Annotated in this window: 23 protein-coding genes and 1 tRNA gene; 14 read left to right on the forward strand and 10 right to left on the reverse strand. The window is 61.9% G+C overall.

Annotated features, from left to right (window positions below; translation table 11 throughout):
- Positions 1 to 18: 18 nt before the first annotated feature.
- Positions 19 to 1,485 (reverse strand): trigger factor, encoded by a 1,467-nt coding sequence (gene tig / locus LB559_RS01515; RefSeq protein WP_013532009.1) that lies wholly within the window; start codon positions 1,483 to 1,485, stop codon positions 19 to 21.
- A gap of 374 nt (positions 1,486 to 1,859) precedes the next feature.
- Between tig and LB559_RS01520 the strand changes: the two genes are divergently transcribed.
- Positions 1,860 to 1,944 (forward strand) — tRNA-Leu (locus LB559_RS01520).
- Positions 1,945 to 2,004: 60 nt separating this feature from the next.
- Here LB559_RS01520 and LB559_RS01525 read toward each other — a convergent pair.
- On the reverse strand, positions 2,005 to 2,583 hold the full coding sequence (locus LB559_RS01525) for an NUDIX domain-containing protein (RefSeq protein WP_024504405.1): 579 nt from the start codon (positions 2,581 to 2,583) through the stop codon (positions 2,005 to 2,007).
- A gap of 225 nt (positions 2,584 to 2,808) precedes the next feature.
- Between LB559_RS01525 and LB559_RS01530 the strand changes: the two genes are divergently transcribed.
- From LB559_RS01530 to LB559_RS01540, 3 genes are all read left to right on the forward strand, one after another.
- Positions 2,809 to 3,912 carry an NADH:flavin oxidoreductase/NADH oxidase gene (locus tag LB559_RS01530; RefSeq protein ID WP_224672899.1) on the forward strand — a complete coding sequence of 368 codons (1,104 nt, stop codon included), beginning with the start codon at positions 2,809 to 2,811 and terminating at the stop codon, positions 3,910 to 3,912.
- A 112-nt stretch (positions 3,913 to 4,024) separates the two neighbouring features.
- The gene (locus LB559_RS01535; protein ID WP_013532012.1) at positions 4,025 to 4,303 is read left to right on the forward strand and encodes a DUF982 domain-containing protein; all 279 of its coding nucleotides are present in this window, start codon (positions 4,025 to 4,027) and stop codon (positions 4,301 to 4,303) included.
- A gap of 30 nt (positions 4,304 to 4,333) precedes the next feature.
- Positions 4,334 to 4,573 (forward strand): DUF2188 domain-containing protein, encoded by a 240-nt coding sequence (locus tag LB559_RS01540; RefSeq protein ID WP_013532013.1) that lies wholly within the window; start codon positions 4,334 to 4,336, stop codon positions 4,571 to 4,573.
- A gap of 159 nt (positions 4,574 to 4,732) precedes the next feature.
- On the opposite strand, the gene LB559_RS01545 is transcribed toward LB559_RS01540, so the two are convergent.
- The gene (locus LB559_RS01545; protein ID WP_224672900.1) at positions 4,733 to 5,284 is read right to left on the reverse strand and encodes a hypothetical protein; all 552 of its coding nucleotides are present in this window, start codon (positions 5,282 to 5,284) and stop codon (positions 4,733 to 4,735) included.
- Positions 5,285 to 5,410: 126 nt separating this feature from the next.
- On the opposite strand from LB559_RS01545, the gene LB559_RS01550 reads away from it, so the two are divergent.
- From LB559_RS01550 to LB559_RS01585, 8 genes are all read left to right on the forward strand, one after another.
- Positions 5,411 to 6,154 (forward strand): competence/damage-inducible protein A, encoded by a 744-nt coding sequence (locus tag LB559_RS01550; protein WP_063167866.1) that lies wholly within the window; start codon positions 5,411 to 5,413, stop codon positions 6,152 to 6,154.
- Positions 6,155 to 6,235: 81 nt separating this feature from the next.
- Complete coding sequence (locus LB559_RS01555; protein ID WP_224672901.1) at positions 6,236 to 7,069, forward strand: universal stress protein; 834 nt, start codon at positions 6,236 to 6,238, stop codon at positions 7,067 to 7,069.
- 131 nt (positions 7,070 to 7,200) lie between these two features.
- Positions 7,201 to 7,701, forward strand: a complete 501-nt coding sequence (gpt, locus tag LB559_RS01560; RefSeq protein WP_013532017.1) for a xanthine phosphoribosyltransferase — start codon at positions 7,201 to 7,203, stop codon at positions 7,699 to 7,701.
- Between the two features lie 210 nt (positions 7,702 to 7,911).
- A complete protein-coding gene (locus LB559_RS01565; protein WP_224619517.1) occupies positions 7,912 to 8,400 on the forward strand; it encodes an NUDIX hydrolase in 489 nt (162 codons plus the stop codon).
- A 133-nt stretch (positions 8,401 to 8,533) separates the two neighbouring features.
- The gene (locus tag LB559_RS01570; protein ID WP_013532019.1) at positions 8,534 to 8,845 is read left to right on the forward strand and encodes a PilZ domain-containing protein; all 312 of its coding nucleotides are present in this window, start codon (positions 8,534 to 8,536) and stop codon (positions 8,843 to 8,845) included.
- 630 nt (positions 8,846 to 9,475) lie between these two features.
- On the forward strand, positions 9,476 to 13,258 hold the full coding sequence (locus tag LB559_RS01575) for a vitamin B12-dependent ribonucleotide reductase (protein ID WP_224672902.1): 3,783 nt from the start codon (positions 9,476 to 9,478) through the stop codon (positions 13,256 to 13,258).
- A gap of 6 nt (positions 13,259 to 13,264) precedes the next feature.
- On the forward strand, positions 13,265 to 13,465 hold the full coding sequence (locus LB559_RS01580) for a type II toxin-antitoxin system HicA family toxin (protein WP_013532021.1): 201 nt from the start codon (positions 13,265 to 13,267) through the stop codon (positions 13,463 to 13,465).
- A 4-nt stretch (positions 13,466 to 13,469) separates the two neighbouring features.
- Positions 13,470 to 13,676: a type II toxin-antitoxin system HicB family antitoxin gene (locus tag LB559_RS01585; protein ID WP_013532022.1), complete on the forward strand. Its 207-nt coding sequence runs from the start codon at positions 13,470 to 13,472 to the stop codon at positions 13,674 to 13,676.
- Positions 13,677 to 13,720: 44 nt separating this feature from the next.
- Here the strand turns inward: LB559_RS01585 and LB559_RS32810 are convergent, their stop codons facing one another.
- From LB559_RS32810 to LB559_RS01615, 7 genes are all read right to left on the reverse strand, one after another.
- A complete protein-coding gene (locus LB559_RS32810) occupies positions 13,721 to 13,846 on the reverse strand; it encodes a hypothetical protein (protein ID WP_263498927.1) in 126 nt (41 codons plus the stop codon).
- Positions 13,847 to 14,019: 173 nt separating this feature from the next.
- On the reverse strand, positions 14,020 to 14,850 hold the full coding sequence (fghA, locus tag LB559_RS01590; protein WP_013532024.1) for an S-formylglutathione hydrolase: 831 nt from the start codon (positions 14,848 to 14,850) through the stop codon (positions 14,020 to 14,022).
- Between the two features lie 99 nt (positions 14,851 to 14,949).
- Entirely contained in the window at positions 14,950 to 15,759 is an 810-nt protein-coding gene (locus tag LB559_RS01595; protein WP_027162602.1) for a formylmethanofuran dehydrogenase subunit C, read from the reverse strand.
- On the reverse strand, positions 15,756 to 16,664 hold the full coding sequence (fhcD, locus tag LB559_RS01600; RefSeq protein ID WP_063172014.1) for a formylmethanofuran--tetrahydromethanopterin N-formyltransferase: 909 nt from the start codon (positions 16,662 to 16,664) through the stop codon (positions 15,756 to 15,758). Before fhcD ends, LB559_RS01595 begins: the two co-directional genes overlap by 4 nt.
- Entirely contained in the window at positions 16,652 to 18,283 is a 1,632-nt protein-coding gene (locus LB559_RS01605; protein WP_224672903.1) for a formylmethanofuran dehydrogenase subunit A, read from the reverse strand. The genes fhcD and LB559_RS01605 overlap by 13 nt, the downstream gene beginning before the upstream one ends.
- Positions 18,277 to 19,365 carry a tungsten formylmethanofuran dehydrogenase gene (locus LB559_RS01610; RefSeq protein ID WP_224672904.1) on the reverse strand — a complete coding sequence of 363 codons (1,089 nt, stop codon included), beginning with the start codon at positions 19,363 to 19,365 and terminating at the stop codon, positions 18,277 to 18,279. The genes LB559_RS01605 and LB559_RS01610 overlap by 7 nt, the downstream gene beginning before the upstream one ends.
- 117 nt (positions 19,366 to 19,482) lie before the next feature.
- Complete coding sequence (locus LB559_RS01615) at positions 19,483 to 19,863, reverse strand: 4a-hydroxytetrahydrobiopterin dehydratase (RefSeq protein WP_013532029.1); 381 nt, start codon at positions 19,861 to 19,863, stop codon at positions 19,483 to 19,485.
- A gap of 153 nt (positions 19,864 to 20,016) precedes the next feature.
- Here LB559_RS01615 and LB559_RS01620 point away from each other — a divergent pair, with 153 nt between their 5' ends.
- Complete coding sequence (locus LB559_RS01620) at positions 20,017 to 20,988, forward strand: beta-ribofuranosylaminobenzene 5'-phosphate synthase family protein (protein ID WP_024504393.1); 972 nt, start codon at positions 20,017 to 20,019, stop codon at positions 20,986 to 20,988.
- Between the two features lie 29 nt (positions 20,989 to 21,017).
- Complete coding sequence (locus LB559_RS01625) at positions 21,018 to 21,911, forward strand: NAD(P)-dependent methylenetetrahydromethanopterin dehydrogenase (RefSeq protein WP_224672905.1); 894 nt, start codon at positions 21,018 to 21,020, stop codon at positions 21,909 to 21,911.
- The last annotated feature ends 10 nt before the right edge of the window (positions 21,912 to 21,921 follow it).

Below are 21,921 nucleotides of genomic sequence, written 5' to 3' on the forward strand. Positions count from 1 at the left end.
TTCAGCGGAGCGCTGGTGTTATTCGGCGGCCTTCTTCTTCGGCGCGGCCTTCTTCTTGGGCTCTTCCGCGTCGTCGGCCGTCTTGGCGTCGGCCTTCTTGGCTGCGGCTTTCTTCGCCGGCTTCGCCTTGACGGCGGTCTCGTCCTCTTCGTCATCGGCCATCAGCTCTTCCTTGCTGACCTTGACGTCGGTGACCGAAATCTGACCGAGCAGATGGTCGACCACCTTTTCCTCGAACATCGGCGCCCGCAGCGTGTTCAACGCTTCCGGGTTGTTGCGGTAGAACTCGAAGACTTCCTGCTGCTGGTTTCCTGGATAGCGCCGCACCTGCTCGAACAGGCCGCGCTGCAGCTCTTCGTCCGATACGGTCACGCCGGCCTTCTCGCCGATTTCAGCCAGCACCAGCCCGAGGCGCACGCGGCGCTCGGCAAGCCGCAGATACTCGGCGCGCGCCTCTTCTTCCGTCGTCTCTTCGTCGGCGAAGGTGCGTCCGGCTGCTTCCAGATCACGATTGACCTGCGCCCAGATGTTGTTGAACTCGGCGTCGACGAGCTTCGACGGCGCCTCGAACGAATAAGCCGCGTCGAGCTGGTCGAGCAGCTGGCGCTTGACCTTCTGGCGCGTCATGGCGCCGAACTGGTTCTCGATCTGGCCGCGCACGACGTCGCGCAGGCGCTCCAGCGACTCCAGGCCGAGGTTCTTGGCGGTCTCGTCGTTGATTTCCAGCGCGCCGGGCTGGGACACTTCCTTGACGGTGACATCGAAGGTCGCTTCCTTGCCGGCCAGATGCGCCGCCTGGTAGTTTTCCGGGAAAGTCACGGTGACCTGCTTTTCGTCGCCGGCCTTGGCGCCGACAAGCTGATCCTCGAAGCCGGGGATGAATTCCTTCGAGCCTAGCACCAGCGGCTGATCGGTGCCGGCGCCGCCATTGAAGGCCTCGCCGTCGATCTTGCCGACATAGTCGATGGTGACACGGTCGCCATTGGCGGCCTTGCCGGTCTTCGGCTCGTAGCTGCGCGCCGATTCGGCAACGCGCTGGACCTGCTCGTCGATCTCGGCATCAGGCACGTCGAACACCTGGCGCGTCACCTTGATGTCGGAAAAGTCCTTGATCTCGATCGCCGGGATGATCTCGTAGTTGAGGCGGAATTCGAAGTCGGCGCCACCGGCCAGAATCTTCTCGGCTTCCTTCTCGTCCTCGGTCATGATGACTTCAGGCTGCATGGCAGCCTTTTCACCACGCCCGGTAATGATCGAACGGGTCGAATCGTTGAGGATTTCGTTGACCACTTCGGCCATGAACGACTTGCCGTAGACCTTGCGCAGGTGCTGCACCGGCACCTTGCCAGGACGGAAGCCGTTGATGCGGACCTTGTTGCGGGCATCCGAAAGCCGCGCCATCAGCTTGGCTTCCATGTCACCGGCCGGCACGGTGATCTTGATCTCTCGCTTGAGACCGGAGTTGAGCGTTTCGGTGACCTGCATCGTAAAACCTTTGTTTTCACCAATGAGACTGCCACGGCCTCTGCCGTTCACAGCCTGCCGGTATATTCTTGCCGGGAATGGCTTTTGGTACGGAACCTGGCGATTTGACCGAAACCCGGCTCAAACTCTCCCAAACTGCGTTCCAAAATGTGAATAAGTTCTTGTTTTTCCTACTTCTTATCACATTCTGCAGAAGCGGATCGTCGCGTCCCGTCACATTTGACACGCCTTTTGTCACAGGCGAGGCCAATTTTCAACAGTCTTCGCATCCCAGCGAATAACCAGCATTCGGGGCCTGCCCCACATCTTGTCGCTGGGCCACATCTTGTCTCTGACATTGACAGAATGATGGCCACATGGGATTGCCGGTCCATGCGGATGTGGCGGAACTGGTAGACGCCCTGGATTTAGGTTCCAGTGCCGAAAGGCGTGGGGGTTCGAGTCCCTTCATCCGCACCACCCTTCGAGCTTCGGGTGGCGGGCCACCCGAAAGCCCTGGCGAAGGAGGACCGGCGCCGTTCAGGCAGGCATCGGATTGAGCTTCAGATGCTGGATCAGGATGATGGTCTTGGCGTCGACGATACGGCCATCGGCGATGCCGGCCAGCGCCTCGTCGAGCGGCATTTCCAGAACCTCGATGTCCTCGCCCTCTTCTTGCGCGCCGCCGCCGGCCGAGATGCGGTCGGCGGGTGAATAGCGGCCGATGAAAAACCAGAGCCGTTCGGTGACGCTGCCGGGGCTCATATAGGGCGAAAACAGCCGCTCGATATCCTTCAAGCGATAACCCAGCTCTTCCTCGGCTTCCTTGCGGATGGCGGTCTCCGGATCGTTTTCGTCCAACAGGCCGGCACAGGCCTCGATCAGCGGCTCGCGGTGGCCGGTGACGTAAGCGGGATAGCGGAACTGGCGCACCAGAAGCACGGTCGAACGCAAGGGGTCGTAAGGCAGGATCACCGCACCATCGCCGCGATCATAGGTCTGGCGGATTTGCGTCTCCCACTGACCGTCGCGCCGGCGGTAGTCGAGGACGGTCTTCTTCAGGATGGCCCAGTCGTCGGAGAGGATTTCCTCCGAACGGACGCGAATACGATCTTCCATCCCGGTCTCCATGCTGAAGCGCGTCGCACTTCATGCTCCTGTTTATGCCTGTCGTTCTCCCAAAACCGGAGCCACTTTTGGGAGACATGCCTGGCCGAGGCGTAGCCGCGAACCGGCATTTCGGCAATCCCGCCCGTGATTGGTCCAGAAGCCCTTTCACCGCCTCGTGTCTGGCGCAGGCGCCATCGGTCGCCTAAATAGCTGCGAACCCTCCCGGAGTTTCTCATGACAGCGTCGCTTTTCCAGTCGATCACTCTCGACGGCCTCACCTTCCCCAACCGCATCGCCGTCGCGCCGATGTGCCAGTATTCCGCCGAGGACGGCTCTGCCAGCGACTGGCATCTCCATCACTGGATGAACCTCGCAATGTCCGGCGCCGGCATGGTCACGGTCGAGATGACCGATGTCGAGCGGCGCGGGCGTATCACCCATGGCTGCCTCGGCCTTTACTCTGAAGACAATGAAGCGGCCGCCCGCCGCGCGCTGGACGCTGCACGACGCGTCGCCGCACCCGGCACGAAATTCGGCTCCCAACTCGCCCATGCCGGCCGCAAGGCTTCGAACCGCAAGCCGTGGGAGGGCGGCGGGCCACTGAAGCCAAACGAGGATCCCTGGCAGACCGTCTCCGCCTCGGCCATCCCCTACGACACCGGCTGGAACGTGCCGCACGCTCTGGAGGACGAGGAGATCCTACAGCTGATCGAGCGCTTCGCCGAGGCGGCAAGGCGAGCCGAACGCGCCGGCTTCGATTTCCTCGAACTGCACGCCGCGCATGGCTATTTGATCTTCCAGTTCCTGTCGCCCTTGTCCAACCAGCGCACGGACCGCTGGGGTGGCTCGCTGGAAAACCGCATGCGTTTTGCCGTCGAAATCACCAAGGCGGTGCGCAAGGCGGTGCCAAAGCTGATGCTCGGCGCAAGGCTGTCGGTGAAGGATTGGGTCGACGGCGGCTTCGACGTGGCGGACGCGATCGAAGTGGCCAAAGCGCTGAAGGACGAGGGCGTTGCCTATCTCTGCTGTTCGAGCGGCGGCAATTCGCCGTTGCAGAAATTGCCCACCGGCCCCGGCTATCAGGTGCATCTGGCGGAGGCGGTGCGCAAGGGCGCTGATATTCCGACCCGCGCCGTCGGCCTGATCGACGACCCCAAGCAGGCCGAAGCGATCGTCACCGAGGGCCGCGCCGACATGGTGGCGCTGGCGCGGGCCTTCCTGGCTGATCCGCGCTGGGGGTGGCGTGCGGCGGCGACATTCAGCGAGACAATCCACCCGGCGCCACAACTTGCCCGTTCGGTGACCACGATGCAGCATTGGATGAAGGCGGGGGGCTGAACGGTTCGCGCTCCCGACACGGCGCTGTAGAGCCTTCAAACAGCCTCTGAGACGTTTGGGCGCAGGCTGACGGCCATGGTTGCAACCAAATTGGCTGCTTTGCGTTGCGGCCATGATGGACAACAAACCTTTTGAAGTGCCGGTCGTCGTCGAACTTGGCCACGTCGGCAAATATCGCCACATCCGCAGCGCCCAGGAGGCCGCGGAGTGCCTGATGACGGTGTGGCCGCTCAATCGCGGCCCGCGCCATCGTGATGCCCTCGACACTTGCCTCAAAGTGCTGGAAGGTTATCGTTCGACAGCAGATGCGCGCCGGGCGCTGATTGAAGCCGCCAAGGAATCGGAAGTGCTGGTGCCCGACGACAGACTGCCCGACGACCGACTGCATTGAGCAGACGGACCTTTCAACCGGAGGTTTTTCATGGCGAAGCTGACTTACAAGATCGTCGAACATGACGGCGGGTGGGCCTACAAGGTCGGAGCGACCTTTTCCGAGACGTTTCCGACGCATCAGGACGCGTTGCGCGCCGCCGAAATCGCCTCGGCCGAGCAGCAGGTCGCCGGAGCGACGGACGGCATCCAGTATGAGGACGCCGAGGGAAAATGGCATGAGGAACTGGCCGACGGCCGCGACCGGCCGCAGACAGAAGTCTCGGACTGATTCGGTATCGCGGTTGACGTGGAGCGGTTCGACGGAGCGCCGACCGCAGCGCCGTCCGGAGAGAGGACGCGCCAGCGGCCAGCGGCTGTCCTTGCGGACTAGCCCTCGAACATGGATTTCTGGAAAATCGGCGTGCGCTTTTCGGAAATCACGTTCTGGCTATTTGCCGCAATACTGATCGTTGACGTTTTGCCCTGCGTTAGCGTCCGGGCCTGGTGTGTTGTGGGCACATGGGCCAATAGCGCCGGTGTTGCCTTGGGTGTTCAACCCGGAGCCGTCACTGATGCTTCCCGTGGTGTAGGGGTCGACAGTTGTCTGGTCGTTGTTACCGAACAGCCACCAGTCATGATTGTTTGAGTACCTGTCGTCCAGTGACTGCGCCATCGCCGATGTGGCGAGACCAATCGTCAGGACGGATGCTGCGAGAAGTTTTGTAACCATTGAATCACTCCGTATCTTAGCCGCCTTGGTGCGACACTCATAAAACCCGGTAGTCAGCCGAATGGTTCCTTGAAATTGTCGTGAAGCTGAGGTGAGGCCCCGATCAGCCCGGCCGGCGATGCGCTCGATGGATGCGGCGGTTCGCTCCTGGGCCATGAATTCCGGCAAGTGCCCCTTGCCATAGCACCCGTCGATGCGGCCGAGATCTTGCTCGACCGCCACGTCATCGCAGAACATGGTGTGGAAACGAGTTGGCTTCGACCGAGCCATCCACCTCCGGCGGTCATGTAGTCGGGCAGGGAAGCCGGCGCCGCGGAGATGACATTGCGGCCACCGCCGCGCCGCGCTATCTCAGACCACTCGCCTTCCCGGGCCACTCGCTTGCCGGAGCTTCCCATGCCTGAAATCGTGACCGCCGCCATGCTCGTCATCGGCGATGAGATTCTGTCCGGCCGCACCAAGGACAAGAACATCGGCCATCTCGCCGACATCATGACGGCGATCGGCATCGACCTGAAGGAAGTGCGCATCGTCCCGGACGAGGAAGACGAGATCATCGCGGCGGTGAACGCCGTGCGCGCGCGCTACACTTATGTTTTCACCACCGGCGGCATCGGGCCGACGCATGACGACATCACGGCCGATTCCATCTCCAAGGCCTTTGGCGTGCCTTGCGAATACGATGCCCGGGCCTATGCGATGCTGGAAGCAAGCTATGCCGCGCGCGGCATCGAATATACCGAGGCCCGCAAGCGCATGGCACGGATGCCGCGCGGCGCCGATCTCATCGACAATCCGGTGTCGGTCGCGCCTGGCTTCCGCATCGGCAACGTCCACGTCATGGCTGGCGTGCCGTCGATTTTCCAGGCCATGCTCGACAATGTCGTGCCGACGCTGAAGGCCGGCACAAAGATGCTGTCGGCGACCGTGCCCTGCCCGTTCGGCGAAGGCCTCATCGGGGGGCCGCTGGGTGATATCCAGAAAGCGCATCCCGATACGATCATCGGCTCCTATCCGAAATATGGCGATGGCAAGTTCTGGACCGAACTGGTCGTGCGTGCCCGCAGCCAGGAGGCGCTGGACGCTGCCCGCGCCGATGTCGAGGCGATGGTCGCCGGCTTCGCCAGCAATCCCGGCTGATCTGGTCCAGACCGGAACAAAGCACGACGCTGCAACGTTTCCCCGGCACGAGTTCGCCAGCTCGTGAACTGAGGGATTGTCATGCGATTCAAAACCATCGTCGCCATTCTGCAGAACGAGCAGGACGCCGAGCGCGTGCTCGACTGCGCCATTCCGCTCGCCAACCGGTTCCAGAGCCATCTGGTCGGCATCCACGCCGAAACGCTTCCCGTGCCCTACACCTCTGCCACAGGCTTTCCCGACACCGAATTCCTGCAGGTTTCGGCAGACATGAACCGGGAACGGGCCGAGAAGTTGAGGACGCTGTTTCTCAGGCGTATCGAGGATTCCGGTCTTTCCTTCGAGTGGCGAAGCCTGGAGAGCTTTTCGGGTGACAGTGCGCTGACCGGGATTTCGAGCGTGCGGGCCGCCGACCTGATCATAGCAGCGCAGCGCGAAACGGGCGGCGATTCCAGCGCGGACGTTGACACGCTGGTCTACGATGCCGGCCGGCCGGTATTGGTGGTGCCGCACGAGGGTCCGCTGATCACCACCTTCAAACGCGTCTTGCTCGCCTGGAACGGCAGCAAGGAAGCGGCGCGCGCCGCCTTCGACGCGCTGCCCTTCATCATCGAAGCCGAGAAGACCGACATATTGGTTATCGACCCTCCTGAAACGCTCGACGACAGCCCGGAGGCCGCCGGCGCCGAAATCGCGGCGGCGCTGTCGCGCCACGGCGCCACCGTCAGCGTCTCGGTGCAGCAGTCGGGCGGCAGTTCGGTCGATGACATCATCCAGACCAGGATCGCGGAGACCGGCGCCGATCTGCTGGTGCTCGGCGCCTACAGCCATTCATGGCTGCGCCAGCTTCTGTTCGGCGGCGTGACGCGCAGCGTGCTGCGCACCGCGCCGGTGGCAGCCTTCCTGTCGCGGTAAGCCCACGGCGATCGCTGGCCCTTGCCTTGCCAAGGCCCCTGCTCTTGCCAAGATGGGGGCTTTCCAGCTAATTCCGCGCGCATTCCCCTGTTTTCTTGCGCGCGATCCCCGCGTGCTGTGGAGTGCGCGACATGTCCCTTCCCGAAAAAGCCTTTCCGGTCTCCTGGGACCAGTTCCATCGCGACGCTCGCGCACTCGCCTGGCGGCTTGCCGGTGCCAACAAGGGGCAATGGAAAGCGATCGTCTGCATCACGCGAGGCGGGTTGGTGCCGGCGGCGATCATCTCGCGTGAACTTGGCATCCGCGTCATCGAAACCGTCTGCGTCGCCTCCTATCACGATTATACCAGCCAGGGGCAGCTGCAGGTCCTCAAGGAGATCACCCCTGCCCTGCTCGCCGAAGACGGCGCCGGCGTGCTGATCATCGACGACCTGACCGACACCGGCAAGACGGCGGGCATCGTGCGCGCGATGATGCCCAGGGCGCATTTCGCCACCGTCTATGCCAAGCCGAAAGGCAGGCCGCTGGTCGATACTTTCGTCACCGAAGTCAGCCAGGACACCTGGATCTATTTCCCGTGGGATATGGGCTTCACCTACCAGAAGCCGATCGCCGACGACCACGCCGGCTGATTCGCAACTACCCTGTTACAGACCAGCAGCTTGCACCGGGGATGGATTTGCTTTCGCAAACACGTCCGGCAGAGCCGGATATTTCGCGAAATCGACGTCTATTGGCGGAAATTGGCCAGGCGAATGAAATTTTTTACTTTTATTGCCGACAATTAGCCGTAAGATTCGTGAGACGGCAAACGATTCCGGAGGCTGGGGCTAGCTTCTTCGATGTTGACGAGGCCAACGACACACAATCATCTGGCCGAAAGGGTCCGACGGCTCTTCGGCACCGCGCCGTGCCGCCTGCAGGTTGCCGCCCTGCCCTGGCGCGACACGGGAGACGGCGTCGAAATCATGCTGATCACCAGCCGCGATACCGGCCGTTGGGTTTTGCCCAAGGGTTGGCCAGAGGCCAGGGAGCCGCTCTGCCAGGCCGCCGCGCGCGAAGCCGGCGAGGAGGCCGGGCTGCGCGGCCGTGTCTCTCATCTTGAAGCCGGCCGTTACTTCTACGCCAAGGCGCTGGCTTCCGGCGAAGAAGTGCCGTGCGAGGTCCTGGTGTTTCCGCTGCATGTCGACAAAGTCGCGGACCGCTGGAAGGAAAAACGCTCACGCACCCGCAAATGGGTCCGTGCAAGCGAAGCGGTGCGCATGGTCAACGAACCCGACCTTTGCCAGATCATCGCCTATTTCTGCGCCGACCCGCACAGCTTCTCCTGACGGGCGGCCACACCGCGCTCTTTGCAAAATGGGACTGGCTTGCAAAGGCTGGACACGCGTTGCCGCGCATCGACATGAATGCTTTGCTAAGGAATCAAAGGTAGGATTCGGCAGCTCTGGTATTTTTTGATCGATGGCGAATCCCGCAAATCCAATTCCAAACGAGTCCGACGAGCCTGAGCGCGAGCATCGTCCGCGCGTGCTCAAGGGCGGGTCGATCATCACCGGAATTTCGAATTCGGAAGTCGGCTGCACGCTGCGCAATCAACACGAAGGCGGAGCCGAACTGAAGATACCGCTGGAAGCCCGGGTTCCCGATCGCTTCCTTCTCTATGTGCCGCTCGACGGCATTGCCTATCGGTGTGAGGTCCGCTGGCGTCGCAATGACCGTATCGGGGTGCAGTTCACCGGCACCGAGCCAAAACCCAGGCTGCACTACGGCTGATCCATTCAGGCACGACGCTTTGGATCGTTGCCGCGTCCGGATTGCCTGGTGGCGACAAAATTGCGATCGCCGCACCGCATTCTATCCCCGTTATCCACATATGTGACACACAAGATGTTGGGGTCACAAAAGCTACGCAAACGAATCCTTGACGGCGCAAAACGAGTCGCCTTTTATAGGCCATGCGCTCCTGTTGAGAGTGCGACCGGAAAGTTCTGAGCCCGGTCTTTTTCCCGGATTATGTGCGTTTTGCTCGCATTTCCGCCTGGTTACGAGGCCGGCGGAAGCGTTGGAACTGTGGGGCGGTTGGGGTCGATAGGGACAATTGTCGGGCTTGAATAAATTGTCTGTTAATACTATATTTAGTGTTTGCAGGTAGGTTCGACGCTAGATAGTGTGAATTTCCCTCGACCGAGGGAATCGGAAAAAATCAGTTTTGAGGGACCCGTGGGTTCGTCGGCACGTTGGACAGGCACTTCGCAAGGAGTTTGACCAGCAGGGCCGGCGGAGGCTGCGAAATGGAGAGCCGGCCGTTTTCGAACGCCGGCAGACGGCGGACATGCGCGTTTCGCATCGGGGGCAGAAATCCCTGGGGAAAAGCGCTACATATAGACAAAAGGGACCGGACCAATGCGCATCGAGCGTCGTTTCACCAAGCCAGGACAGTCCGCCTATGCGGAGATCGAATTCCGCAAGGCGCTTTCGGAGATCAAGAATCCGGATGGCTCGGTGGTGTTCCGCTTGGACAATATCGACGTGCCGGCGCAGTTCTCCCAGGTCGCAGCCGATATCCTGGCACAGAAATATTTCCGCAAGGCCGGTGTTCCGGCACGCCTGAAGAAGATCGAAGAGAACGACGTCCCCTCCTTCCTGTGGCGCTCCGTCGCCGATGAGGCGGAACTCGCCAAGCTGCCGGAAGCCGAGCGCTACGGTTCCGAGATCGACGCCCGCCAGGTCTTCGACCGCCTTGCCGGCACCTGGACCTATTGGGGCTGGAAGGGCGGCTACTTCAAGGCGTCGGAAGAAGACGCACGCGCCTTCCGTGACGAGCTTGCCTACATGCTGGCCACCCAGCGCGTCGCGCCGAACTCGCCGCAATGGTTCAACACCGGCCTGCACTGGGCCTATGGCATCGACGGCCCGAGCCAGGGCCACTTCTATGTCGACCCGTTCACCGGCAAGCTGACCAAGTCGAAATCCTCCTACGAGCATCCGCAGCCGCATGCCTGCTTCATCCAGGGCGTACAGGACGACCTCGTCAACGAGGGCGGCATCATGGATCTGTGGGTGCGTGAAGCGCGCCTGTTCAAATACGGCTCCGGCACCGGCTCCAACTTCTCGCTGCTGCGCGGCGAAGGCGAAAAACTGTCCGGTGGCGGCCGCTCGTCGGGCCTGATGAGCTTCCTCAAGATCGGCGACCGCGCGGCGGGCGCCATCAAGTCGGGCGGCACGACGCGCCGTGCCGCGAAAATGGTCATTGTCGACGCCGACCACCCCGATATCGAGGAATTCATCGACTGGAAGGTCAATGAAGAGCAGAAGGTCGCCTCGCTGGTGACCGGCTCCAAGATCGTGAAGAAGCATCTCGAAGCGATCATGAAGGCCTGCGTCAACTGCGAAGGCAATGGCGACGACTGCTTCGATCCGTCGATCAACTCCGCGCTGAAGCGCGAGATCAAGGCGGCCAAGAAGTCGGCCGTGCCGGAGAACTACATCTACCGCGTCATCCAGTTCGCCAAGCAGGGCTATAGCTCGATGTCGTTCAAGACCTACGACACAGACTGGGATTCGGACGCCTACCTCACGGTTTCGGGCCAGAATTCCAACAATTCGGTGTCGCTGAAGGACAATTTCCTGCGCGCCGTCGAGGACGATGCCGACTGGCACCTGACCGCCCGCAAGGACGGCAAGGTGCTGAAGACGCTGAAGGCCAGGGATCTCTGGGAAAAGATCGGCTATGCCGCCTGGGCGTCCGCGGATCCGGGCCTGCATTTCAACACGACGATGAACGACTGGCACACCTGCGCTTCCGCCGGTGCGATCCGGGCGTCCAACCCGTGCTCCGAATACATGTTCCTCGACGACACGGCCTGCAATCTCGCCTCGATCAATCTGCTGCCCTACCGCAACGCCGACGGCACGATCGACATCGCAGCCTACGAGCACACGGTGCGGCTGTGGACCATCGTGCTCGAAATCTCGGTCATGATGGCGCAGTTCCCGTCGAAGGAGATCGCCAAGCAGTCCTACGAATACCGCACGCTCGGCCTCGGCTATGCCAATATCGGCGGCCTGCTGATGACGTCGGGCATTCCCTACGACTCCGATGAAGGCCGCGCGATCTGCGCCGCACTCACCGCGATCATGACCGGCATGGCCTATGCCACCTCGGCCGAGATGGCCGGCGAACTCGGCGCCTTCGCCGACTACGACCGCAATGCGCAGAACATGCTGCGCGTCATGCGCAACCATCGCCGTGCCGCCTATGGCGAGAAGCAGGGCTACGAGAAGCTCGCCGTCAACCCGGTGCCGCTCGTCGCTTCCGACCTGAAGCAGCAGGACCTTGCGACCCACGCCAAGGCCGCCTGGGACCGCGCCATCGAACTCGGCGAGGAGCATGGCTACCGCAACGCGCAGGCGACCGTCATCGCGCCGACCGGCACGATCGGCCTGGTCATGGATTGCGACACCACCGGCATCGAGCCCGACTTCGCGCTGGTGAAGTTCAAGAAGCTGGCCGGCGGCGGCTATTTCAAGATCATCAACCGCGCCGTGCCGGAAGCGCTGCGCACGCTCGGCTATTCCGAAGCCCAGATCGCCGAAATGGAAGCCTATGCGGTCGGCCACGGCAACCTCAACCAGGCGCCCGCGATCAACCCCGGCGCGCTCAAGGCCAAGGGCTTCACCGACGAGAAGATCGCGGCGCTCAACGCAGCCTTGAAGTCGGCCTTCGACATCAAGTTCGTCTTCAACCAGTGGACGCTTGGCGTCGACTGGGTGAAGGAGACGTTCGGCTTCACCGACGAGCAGCTCAACGATTTCTCGTTCGAGATGCTGCCGGCGCTCGGCTTCTCCCGCAAGGACATCGAGGCCGCCAACATCCATGTCTGCGGTGCGATGACGCTGGAAGGCGCGCCCTTCCTCAAGGCCGAACACCTCGCCGTGTTCGATTGCGCCAGCCCGTGCGGCAAGATCGGCAAGCGCTCGCTTTCGATCAACAGCCACATTCAGATGATGGCGGCTGCACAGCCCTTCATTTCCGGCGCCATCTCGAAGACCATCAACATGCCCAACGATGCGACGGTGGAAGATGCCAAGGGCGCCTACATGCTGTCGTGGAAGCTGGCGCTGAAGGCCAACGCGCTCTACCGCGACGGCTCGAAACTGTCGCAGCCGCTCAATTCCTCGCTGCTCGCCGATGGCGAGGACGACGAGGATGAAGCCGTCGAGCAGCTGCTCGCCGCACCTGCGGCAGCGCGTGCCGCACAGATCACCGAGCGGATCGTCGAGCGCATCATCGAGCGCGTGTCGCGCGAGCAGGAAAAGCTGCCCGGCCGCCGCAAGGGTTACACGCAGAAAGCCAAGATCGGTGGCAACACCATCTTCCTGCGCACCGGCGAATATGACGATGGCCGTCTCGGCGAGATCTTCATCGACATGAACAAGGAAGGCGCTACCTTGCGTGGCCTTCTCAACAACTTCGCCATCGCCATCTCGCTGGGCCTGCAATATGGCGTGCCACTCGACGAATATGTGCACGCCTTCACCTTCACCAAGTTCGAGCCGGCCGGCATGGTGCAGGGCAATGACGCCATCAAGAGCGCGACGTCGATCCTCGACTACGTGTTCCGCGAGCTGGCGATCTCCTACCTCGGCCGCAACGATCTCGCCCATGTCGACCAGTCGGACTTTTCCAACACCGCACTTGGCCGTGGCATCAGCGAAGGCAAGACCGATGCGGTCTCCAAGGGCCTGACCCGTGGCGCCTCGCCGGTGAAGCTGGTGTCGCGCGTCAGCGGCAACGATCCGAAAGGCTTTGCGGCCCCCTCGGGCGCCCCTGCCCGCTCGGCACCGACCGCCTTCTCCGGCTCCAACGTGCTGGCGCTGAAACCCGCCAGCGACGAAGCGGTCGCCTACAAGCGCGACTATGAGGAGCGGGCAAAGGAATTGGCCGAGGACATCGCCTTCGAGGAAGCGGCGGGTGCTGCCTCCGACGCCACGGCAGGATTGTTCACCGACGCGGCGGCCGTCGAGGCGGCCGAAGCAAAAAAACTCGCCAACGACCGCCGCGCCAAATCGCTGCTCCAGGGCTACACTGGCAATTCCTGCTCCGAGTGCCAGAATTTTACCATGGTGCGGAACGGGACCTGCGAGAAGTGCGACACGTGCGGCTCGACGAGCGGGTGCAGCTGAGATCTAGTGCCACCTCGGCTTACAGTTCGCGAGATCATTCGCCTGCTGGAGGCCGATGGCTGGTATCTGGTTGCAACCAAGGGCAGCCATCGCCAATATAAGCATGAAGTCAAAGCCGGCCGCGTCACCGTGGCTGGCAAGCCGTCTGAAGAGGTTGCGCCAGGAACACTGAACAGCATCCTCAAGCAGTCAGGTTTGAAGGAATGATGACATGCGTTACGCGGTGGTGATTGAAAAAGCAGGAAATAATTTCTCCGCCTATGTGCCGGACCTACCCGGCTGCATCGCGACAGGTGCCACTGTGGCTGAAGTGGAAACCGAGATTCGCGATGCAATACGCTTTCACATCGAAGGTTTGCGAGCCGATGGGCTGGATGTGCCCAAGGGTGTCAGCCTCGCGGAATACGTAGAGGCATAGAGGCAGGCCTCCACTCGATCCGGATCAGGCTCTGGTCCGGGCGTCTAACTCGCCGGCAACACCCTTAGCGTCTGCTTGTCAAACAGCGGCTCGTCCTGGCCGATGCGGACGAACAGCAGCTTCCGACCCTCGCCCAAGGGCACTTCGAAATACTGGATGCCATCAGGCATTTCGCCCCAGCAGCCGCAGGGTGGGTCGGGAACCTCATCGGGGCTGGCCAGTGCTTTCAGTATTTTCGCAATCCAGGGATGTGTAGCGTTTGACGGCGGCAAGCGCGGCGCTCTCAGTGTAAGGCGTCGCAATAAACTTGTTTGCATCTGGCCATGCCTTCGGCCTGCCCAGATCAAAGCCTCTCAGCATGCCATCTCAGATGGTCGTCCATGAAGCTGGAGATGAAAAGATACGAGTGATCGTATCCATCCTGCATCCGCAGCTTTAGCGGAATACCTGCTTTGGCGCAGGCCGCTTCAAGCAGCCAAGGCCTCAGCCCGTCGTCAAGAAATCCGTCCGACGTTCCCTGATCCACCAAAAATTCGGGGAAACGGTATCCGTCGTCGATGAGCGACGTCGCGTCGCAGCTTCGCCACGAGGCCTCATCCTTGCCGAGATACTTCTCAAAAGCCGGTCTCGACCAGCCGGCGGTGCTTGGCTGGGCGATCGGGGCGAACGCCGAGCAGCTCTTGAACCGCTGCGGATTCTTCAAGGCAATCGTCAGCGCGCCATGCCCGCCCATCGAATGGCCAAAGATTGCCTGGCGTGCCATATCGGCTGGAAATTCAGCCGCGATGAGGGCCGGCAACTCCTCGGCGACATAGGAATACATACGATAGTTCTTCGCATAAGGCTCTTGCGTCGCATCGAGATAGAAGCCGGCGCCGGAGCCGAACTGCCAGTTGTCTTTTTCATCCGGAATGTCGGCCCCGCGCGGGCTGGTGTCGGGACAAACGACGATCAGGCCGAGCTCGGCGGCCATGCGCCTGTACTCGCCCTTGTCCATTACATTGGCGTGGGTACACGTCAGGCCTGAGAGATACCACACAACGGGACAAGGCGCCTCCCGCGCCTGCGGAGGTATGAAAACGGCAAAAGTCATGTCGCAACGGCAACTCGTCGACAAATGGGAATAGACGCCCTGCACGCCGCCATGGGCTTTCGTTTGAGAGATGATTTTCATGTGTTCTCCACGTTGCAGGTCGAATGACGGTCGGCCCACCACTACCCCAGCGGCAAGCACTTGCGTCCTGCCATCGTATGGTTCCTGTGTCGACGGATCTCAGCGCGGAAAAAGAACCTCGCCCATTCCGAGCACTGCGTTATCCCCGCCATATTTGCGCGGTGCGCTCCCCAGAAGCGGCCGTTTCAAAATGCCCTCGGCGATCAGATAACGATCGATGATGGCGGCGAAGACGCTTTCGGGTGCGCCGCATTCGACGAAGCTCGGCGACATGCGTGCCGGCGCGCGATCGAGAAGGATCGAACCGCGACGCATCAGATAGCCGGGCATCTCACCGGTGCCACCGGCCACCACCAGGGTGCCGGCGATCATACGGCTGCCTGCATGGTCACCGGAGCCTTTCAGCACCGCGATCAGGCCGCGCCGCATGCGGTCCGCGGCGAAGGCGCCCGCTTTGCCCCTGACGATCAAAACACCGCCGTTCATGCCGGCCAGTTCCCCGACGAGCGGCGCACCGAGGTGGTCGCCGGCATTGCCCGTTATCTCAAGCCTGCCGCCGCGCATGCCGGAGCCGGCGTGTGGACCCGCATTGCCTTCGATCGTGAGCTTGCCACCGCGCATAGCGCGCCCGGCCTGGGCGCCGGCATTGCCAACGAGGCGAACCGACCCACCCCGCATGCCTTGCGCCACAAGGTCGAGGCGCGTGCTTCCGCCCTCGAACACGATGTTTGTCGGATCGCTGCCGGCGACGCGAAAAATGTCGCCCACCTTCGAGCCGTGCTTCGTCATGCCGATCTGGATTCTTTCAACGTCGCGCCTGTCGATCCCGGCCAGCCGCTCCGGCGTCAGCGGCGACAGGTCAAGGCGCTCCGGCGGCTCGGCAACCAGGGTGAAGGTCAGCGCCTTCATGGCAGCATATCCTTCAGCGAGTAGATGAATTTTCCGAGCTTGCCGCCGTAATTGCCGGCGCTGATCCGAACCGCGCCTCTTTTCGGGCCGAGCTCTATGACAGCCTTAATGCCGGCCTTCATCGCGGCGGCAACTGCATCATTGGTCTCACCATCGATGACGATTTCCAGGACGGCGTTGATGTCGGGACCGAGTTCACTCGCGACGACGCCGCGCAGTGTCGGCGCGTAGGCTTCGTTGGCCGAGGCGATCATGCCTTTGTATTTGCCACCAATCTTGGAACCCGAACGGGCAATGCCGCCCGGAAACGGCACGATGGCGCCAGGCACCATGCCGATCGCACCGACGGCGGCCTCGGCAGCGGCCAAAGCGTTGGCGCTGCTTTGCGCCATGACAAAGAAATTGCCGCCACCGACAGCTTCCTTCGTCAGTCCGGTCGTTGCTTCGCACAGGAACTCGCCATCCATGACGGGAATACGCCAGAAATGCCTATCGCCGATCTTCTTGGAGATTTGCCAGCCGTCGCCGAAATAACGCAGTGCCGAACCGAGCTTGAGCTCGGCGCTGCCCTGCAGCCCGGCAAAGCAGGCGGAACCCGGCGAGGTCAAAACGCACTGGCCGACACGATTGAGCAGTTGTTTCTGCAATTCGTCCGTTCCCATCGCGAAAATCATGACGCGGCAGCCCGGCCGGCCATCCGGTGTGGCCGATGGCGGCAGGTCGAGATCGATTGCCGCTTCGCAGCCGCAACCGATCACGGAGGTGGCGAAGCCGGTCATTGTGATCGCCGCCTGGCGAGCCCATTTCCGGCTCGGCGCGGTGATGACGATGGCGGTTGCGCGCATGCCGAAGGCTTCCGCGAAGGTATCGTCGATCGTTACGCCATTGATGCTCATGTTCGGCATGGCACCTCGCCGAATGGCTGTTCGCGCGCAATTGCGGAATCCGGGAAATTGAACCAGTCCAGCGACAGGCCGTAGCGCTGCTGGTGATAGTCCTCGAGCCGTCGCACCATTGCCTTGTCGACAGGCGGCTTGAGCCTCAATGCCTTGCCCCAGCGGTAATGGATGATTTCCCCGTCTTGCACGACGAGATCGCCATCCTTGAAAACATACGCCGCCTCTCCGAGCATTTTGGCGATACTGCGGTCCCTGCGATAGACAGCGACGTCGGCTGTTGCGCCGGCGCCGAGATGGCCTCGATCCGTCAAGCCGAGCAGCTTGGCCGGCGCCGCGCGCGTCATGATGGCGATTTCCTCGAACGTGTATTCGCGGTCGATTGCGGCCAGGGTAGAGAGCGCCAGGGCGGATAGGGAAAGTCCGGCGGCCATTTCGGTGCGCGCTTCCCGGCTCATCAGCAGTTCGAACAGCGCCGGATAGGCGGTAAAAGGTGCACCGTTGGGATGATCGGTGGTGAAGAACACACGCCAGGGATCGTCGATCAGGAGAAAAAGCTCGAGCCCGATCGCCCACTGCATCGTGCCGTAGAAGTCCTTGCCATAGCTGTAGGGCACGATGCCGCCGCCATTGCCGTCACCGTCATGAATGACGGTCTTTTTCGGGTGTGCGCTGCCACGCGCCGAAAACTGCCGCATGACGTCGGAGGAGACCGTGACCGTCTGGCCGAACATCACCTGGCCGATATCGATGGTGACTTCCGGCGTCGCGTTGACCAGTTCGGCAAGCCGTGCGGCGGCAGAGGAAAACCCGCGTTTTCCTTCCGTGCCATAGCCATAGAACTGGAGGTGGGCGAGATGAAGCGGCAGTCCATCCGCCGCTGCAATCGTCGCAGCCGCCGTATCCGCCGATCCGGGGCTGCCCAGATTGTTGCAATGGACATGCAAGGGATGCGGCAAGCCAAGACTGTCGACGGCGGCCTGCAGCGTCTTGACGATCTTGCGCGAACTGACGCCATAGGAAGGCACGACATCATCCAGCGAGAAGGTGCGGACGTTCTCCTTGAAGGCGGCCGCCGCACCGGCGTTGATCACCTTGACCCCAAGCGCTCGCGTCGAAGCGACCGTCCAGGCGACATAGTCCTCGATCATCGTCTGGGGGGCGTCGTCGCGGATCATCGACAACAGGAAATCGTCATTGCCGAGAATGGCAAGGGTCGCTTTGTCGATGATCGGGATGTCGGCCAGTTCGAGATGCGTGTGCAGCGCCGCTCCCGGCGACATCGCCGGCTCGACGACCGTCGTAAAGCCCATCTTTGCGTAGAGGCAGCCGGTCTGGAACGTCGACCAGCCGGCATTGGAGAGCGGCGTCATTGCTGGCCGCAGCTGATGGGCGGCATGCTGTTCGGGCAAGAGCAGCCGCGCGGTGTTCACATTGCCGCCACCGATGTGGGAGTGGATGTCGATGGCGCCAGCCATCACGATGCAGCCGCTGGCTTCGATGGTCCGGTCGGCCGCCCCTCCCGCCGGCGCCGGAACGATCTTGTCGTCCTTGATCCAGAGGTCGCCCTTGTCGAGACGGCCGTTGACGGGATCGATGATGTCGCCGCCGGCGATTTTCGTCAGCATGGCAGTGCCTCGGCGAAAGCGTGGGTAGCGATCAGGCGGATGATCGTCGCGGCGGAGGGCAATTGCGAGTCCGCTTGCGCATCGATCGACCTGAGCGAGCCCGTGCGGCTGGAGTAGACAACCGCATCGTGATCGACCCCAGCCTCGCCGATGGCCATGGTGACTGCGGCGCCGGCAACCGGCTTTTCCGTTTTCGTCAGCACAATCAGCGCCATGCGTGCCCTTTTTTTCTGTAGTTGGGCCGTTGCGGCGGAGATCCGCAGGTGCAGGTCAGCTTCGCCGGCAGCGATCATGCGCTCCACATCGCAGCGCCAGGGATCGAATTCAGGGAGGCCCCGCGCAAAGCCGGTGCGCAGCGGAAAACCTGTCATCCAGGCCGAGGCGAGCGCGCTTCCCCACCCGTTTTCGCTCGCCGGCAGATAAAGGCCGGATGCGCGCGATTTGCGATTGAGATCGGCGATCAGTCCTTGCAGCATCTCCAATGCCAAGCCTTCGGCGGCGTGGCCTGAAAACAGGAACACGGGAAAATGCGCGGACGCCAGAGCTTTGGCAAAATCATTGAAATTCGACACCGGTTGCGATGTACGCCGCCCTTTGTACTGTGCCCTCAGTGCCGCCAGCGTGGCGGCGAGGCTAGCTTGGCCACAGGAAAGTTGCGTTGCCTTGCGTCCGCCGTTCAGCGGCGGCACAGACATCCCGTTTGGGCCTACCACGAAGAACGCGCGCTGGTTGCCGGTCGAGAGGTCGGGAACCGTCCCGGCAAGTTCGCCAACAAGACCATGATGGATCCGCGGGAGCTCGCCCACGATCACCACGACATCGGCACGCCGGCGCGTCTCTCCGGGGGCGACGGTCATTGCCCCCTTGTCGGTAAAAAGCGCGGTCTCTCGGGCAAGTGCCGCACCATCGGCATGGTCGTATGCCGCGCCAGCCCGCTCAGCCAGCGCGATCGCCGCCCTCGTGCCATCTATATCCGTATCAAAGCTGAAAACCGGGCACCGACTTGACGACAATAGCGACGCGGCATGCGCAGCCGCGTGCTCAATCAGCGCTTCCCGGTTGCCGATCCAAGCAACCGCCATTCGCTAAACTACTTTCTGGTGCCGGCTCGATCCTAGACGAAACTGGATTGGCCGTGAACCCCACCCTGCAGCGGATCAGCGAATGTTTTCATACGCGTCAACAAATTCCGACCCTGCTTAGTCATATTTGACGTAAGCGAAGCGTTGATCGGTCAGTGGAGTGCCCTCCAATGCCCCGCCTTCCTTGGCCGGCTGCCACTGGACAACGTCCTCGATCTTTTTCGCCAACTCGAAATCCTTGTCGGTAATGCCTTTCGCCGCGTGATTCGTCAGGCGCACCTCGACCCAGGCATAGGAGGCGGTGATATCAGGATGGTGCCACGCCGCCTCGGCGAGATGACCAACCGTGTTGATGACCATGAGCGTCGATTTCCAGCTGTGGGTCTTGTATTTGCGCCGGATCCAGCCGTTTTCATAACGCCATTTCGGCAGCTCCTTCTCAAGCCGGTCGGCGATCTCGGCTTCCGAATAGACCTTTTCCTTGACTGTCTCGTTCATCTCGACCTCCGCGAATTGCTCGGTCTGTCACACGCCGGAGCCGGCAAACACGTATGCGTTCTCTTTGGCTTGCCCCATCGACGAAAACAGTTATCATGGTACCGGGCACCTAAACTTCCATGATGCATCCATGATGCACCCATCGGGGGGCAGATGTCGAATTCTGTTACCATACGAGTGCCCGCTCGCCTGCACCTTGGCTTCCTTGATCTCAATGGCGATGCCGGACGGCGGTTCGGTAGCGTCGGGCTTCCATTGAGCGAACCCGAAACCGTCGTCACCCTGTCGCGGTCCAGCGAGACCATCGTCGAAGGCTCCGAGAGCACCCGCGCCAGCGAGCATCTATCGACGCTCTGCAAGCATCTCGGCATTCGCGGCCAGCACCATCTGGTGGTCGAGCAGTCGATCCCCAGTCATGCGGGTCTGGGCTCCGGCACGCAGATTGCCCTTGCCGTCGCCTCGGCGTTGCGCACGCTCCACAATCTGCCTCTGGACATCGCCGGCGACGCTAACCTGCTCGAGCGGGGCGGCCGATCCGGCATCGGCATCGCAAGTTTCGAAGACGGCGGCGTCATAGTCGACGCCGGCAAGAACGACCGCGGCGGAACGCCTCCGGTCGTCGCACGGCTGCCGTTTCCGGAAGAGTGGCGCGTCCTCCTCATCCTCGACCATTCCGGGCATGGACTGCATGGAGCAGCCGAGGTTGCGGCGTTTCGCTCGCTGCCGCCATTCCCAACGGCAGGCAGTGGGGAGATCTGCCGGAGGGTGCTGATGGGCATAATGCCGGCTTTGGTCGAGCGGGACCTTCCGGCATTCGGCGCCGCCGTCACCGCGATACAGATGCTGATCGGCAGCCATTTCGCCCCGGCCCAGGGCGGCGTGTTCACCTCGAAGCGGGTCGAGATGGTGGCCCACTGTCTCAATGAAGCAGGCGCCGTCGGCATCGGCCAGAGTTCCTGGGGGCCGACAGGCTTTGCCTTCGCGCCATCGCAGGACGCCGCACTCAAGTTCGTCGACGCGGTTCGGAAGACGACAGTTGAGGGCGGCCTTGAGGTCAAGATCGTCAAGGGCAGGAACTCCGGCGCGAAGATCAGTTCAACCAGGCTGGATCTCGTCGGCAGCTGACGCTTCAGTTTCAGGCAGAAAGGCAAGAAATGGCCCGCAAACACATCCTGCACATGCTGACACCGTTGAAGCAGATGAGCCCCTTCGACGTGAACATGGCGCTCGACGCAGGTTTCGACGCCGTCGTCCCCTATGTCGATGTGGGCTTGGCCGAAGTGACGGGACTGGTCCAGGACGCGATCTTTTCACGCCCGCCGGATGCGGGTGTCGACACCGGCATCTTCATCGCCGGGAAGGATGCCTCGTTGGCGCTCGACATGTTCGACGCCGCGAAGAAGGCGATGGTGCCGCCTTTCCAGGTTTCGGTATTTGCCGATCCAGCCGGCTCGTTCACCACGGCCGCGGCGATGGTGGCCAAGGTCGAGAAGGCGCTGGAGAAGAAATTCCAGCGTGCGCTCAGGGATGCGAGGGTGGCTGTTTTCGGCGCCACCGGCGTCGTCGGCTTCTGCACCGCCGTCATCGCGGCAGGGGAAGGTGCCCGGGTCACACTTGTCGGCCATGACGGCATCGAACGGGTCAAGCAGATCGCGGCCGAGATCGAAAGCAGGTTCCACCTCACCGTCGATGCGGCTGACGGATCGAGCGACGCCCGCAAGACAAAGCTGGTCGAAGCCAACGAAATTATCCTGGCTTGCGCCAAAGCTGGCGTCCAGGTGGTCTCCAAAGCCCAATTGAAAGGCAATGACCTGCTTATTGCGGCCGACGTCAATGCCGTTCCCCCGGCCGGCATCGAAGGATTGGCCGTCAATGCCAATGGTGATCCACTCGATGCGGCAAAAGCTGTCGGCATTGGTCCGCTTGCCATCGGCAATGTCAAATATAAGGTCGAATTCGGTCTCTTCAAAAGAATGATCGAATCCGAAAAGACGATCACGCTCGGTTTTCAGGAAGCGTTTTCCCTTGCACGCGAGATTGCCAAGTAACGCCGGATCT

The organism is Mesorhizobium sp. BR1-1-3, from assembly GCF_020165455.1.
Taxonomy (GTDB): Bacteria; Pseudomonadota; Alphaproteobacteria; order Rhizobiales; family Rhizobiaceae; genus Mesorhizobium; species Mesorhizobium ciceri.

Bases quoted from the DNA above. Each gene is read 5' to 3' on its own strand.
- LB559_RS01570 (WP_013532019.1), top strand. From the start codon at position 8,534: ATGGCGAATCCCGCAAATCCAATTCCAAACGAGTCCGACGAGCCTGAG.
- LB559_RS01550 (WP_063167866.1), top strand. From the start codon at position 5,411: ATGCCTGAAATCGTGACCGCCGCCATGCTCGTCATCGGCGATGAGATT.
- LB559_RS01530 (WP_224672899.1), top strand. From the start codon at position 2,809: ATGACAGCGTCGCTTTTCCAGTCGATCACTCTCGACGGCCTCACCTTC.
- fghA (WP_013532024.1), bottom strand. From the start codon at position 14,850: ATGAAAATCATCTCTCAAACGAAAGCCCATGGCGGCGTGCAGGGCGTC.
- tig (WP_013532009.1), bottom strand. From the start codon at position 1,485: ATGCAGGTCACCGAAACGCTCAACTCCGGTCTCAAGCGAGAGATCAAG.
- LB559_RS01610 (WP_224672904.1), bottom strand. From the start codon at position 19,365: ATGGCGGTTGCTTGGATCGGCAACCGGGAAGCGCTGATTGAGCACGCG.
- gpt (WP_013532017.1), top strand. From the start codon at position 7,201: ATGTCCCTTCCCGAAAAAGCCTTTCCGGTCTCCTGGGACCAGTTCCAT.
- LB559_RS01605 (WP_224672903.1), bottom strand. From the start codon at position 18,283: ATGCTGACGAAAATCGCCGGCGGCGACATCATCGATCCCGTCAACGGC.
- LB559_RS01620 (WP_024504393.1), top strand. From the start codon at position 20,017: ATGTCGAATTCTGTTACCATACGAGTGCCCGCTCGCCTGCACCTTGGC.
- LB559_RS01535 (WP_013532012.1), top strand. From the start codon at position 4,025: ATGATGGACAACAAACCTTTTGAAGTGCCGGTCGTCGTCGAACTTGGC.
- LB559_RS01565 (WP_224619517.1), top strand. From the start codon at position 7,912: ATGTTGACGAGGCCAACGACACACAATCATCTGGCCGAAAGGGTCCGA.
- LB559_RS01595 (WP_027162602.1), bottom strand. From the start codon at position 15,759: ATGAAGGCGCTGACCTTCACCCTGGTTGCCGAGCCGCCGGAGCGCCTT.
- LB559_RS01525 (WP_024504405.1), bottom strand. From the start codon at position 2,583: ATGGAAGATCGTATTCGCGTCCGTTCGGAGGAAATCCTCTCCGACGAC.
- LB559_RS01555 (WP_224672901.1), top strand. From the start codon at position 6,236: ATGCGATTCAAAACCATCGTCGCCATTCTGCAGAACGAGCAGGACGCC.
- LB559_RS01540 (WP_013532013.1), top strand. From the start codon at position 4,334: ATGGCGAAGCTGACTTACAAGATCGTCGAACATGACGGCGGGTGGGCC.
- LB559_RS01625 (WP_224672905.1), top strand. From the start codon at position 21,018: ATGGCCCGCAAACACATCCTGCACATGCTGACACCGTTGAAGCAGATG.
- LB559_RS32810 (WP_263498927.1), bottom strand. From the start codon at position 13,846: ATGCCTGATGGCATCCAGTATTTCGAAGTGCCCTTGGGCGAGGGTCGG.
- LB559_RS01585 (WP_013532022.1), top strand. From the start codon at position 13,470: ATGCGTTACGCGGTGGTGATTGAAAAAGCAGGAAATAATTTCTCCGCC.
- LB559_RS01615 (WP_013532029.1), bottom strand. From the start codon at position 19,863: ATGAACGAGACAGTCAAGGAAAAGGTCTATTCGGAAGCCGAGATCGCC.
- fhcD (WP_063172014.1), bottom strand. From the start codon at position 16,664: ATGCCGAACATGAGCATCAATGGCGTAACGATCGACGATACCTTCGCG.
- LB559_RS01575 (WP_224672902.1), top strand. From the start codon at position 9,476: ATGCGCATCGAGCGTCGTTTCACCAAGCCAGGACAGTCCGCCTATGCG.
- LB559_RS01545 (WP_224672900.1), bottom strand. From the start codon at position 5,284: ATGGCTCGGTCGAAGCCAACTCGTTTCCACACCATGTTCTGCGATGAC.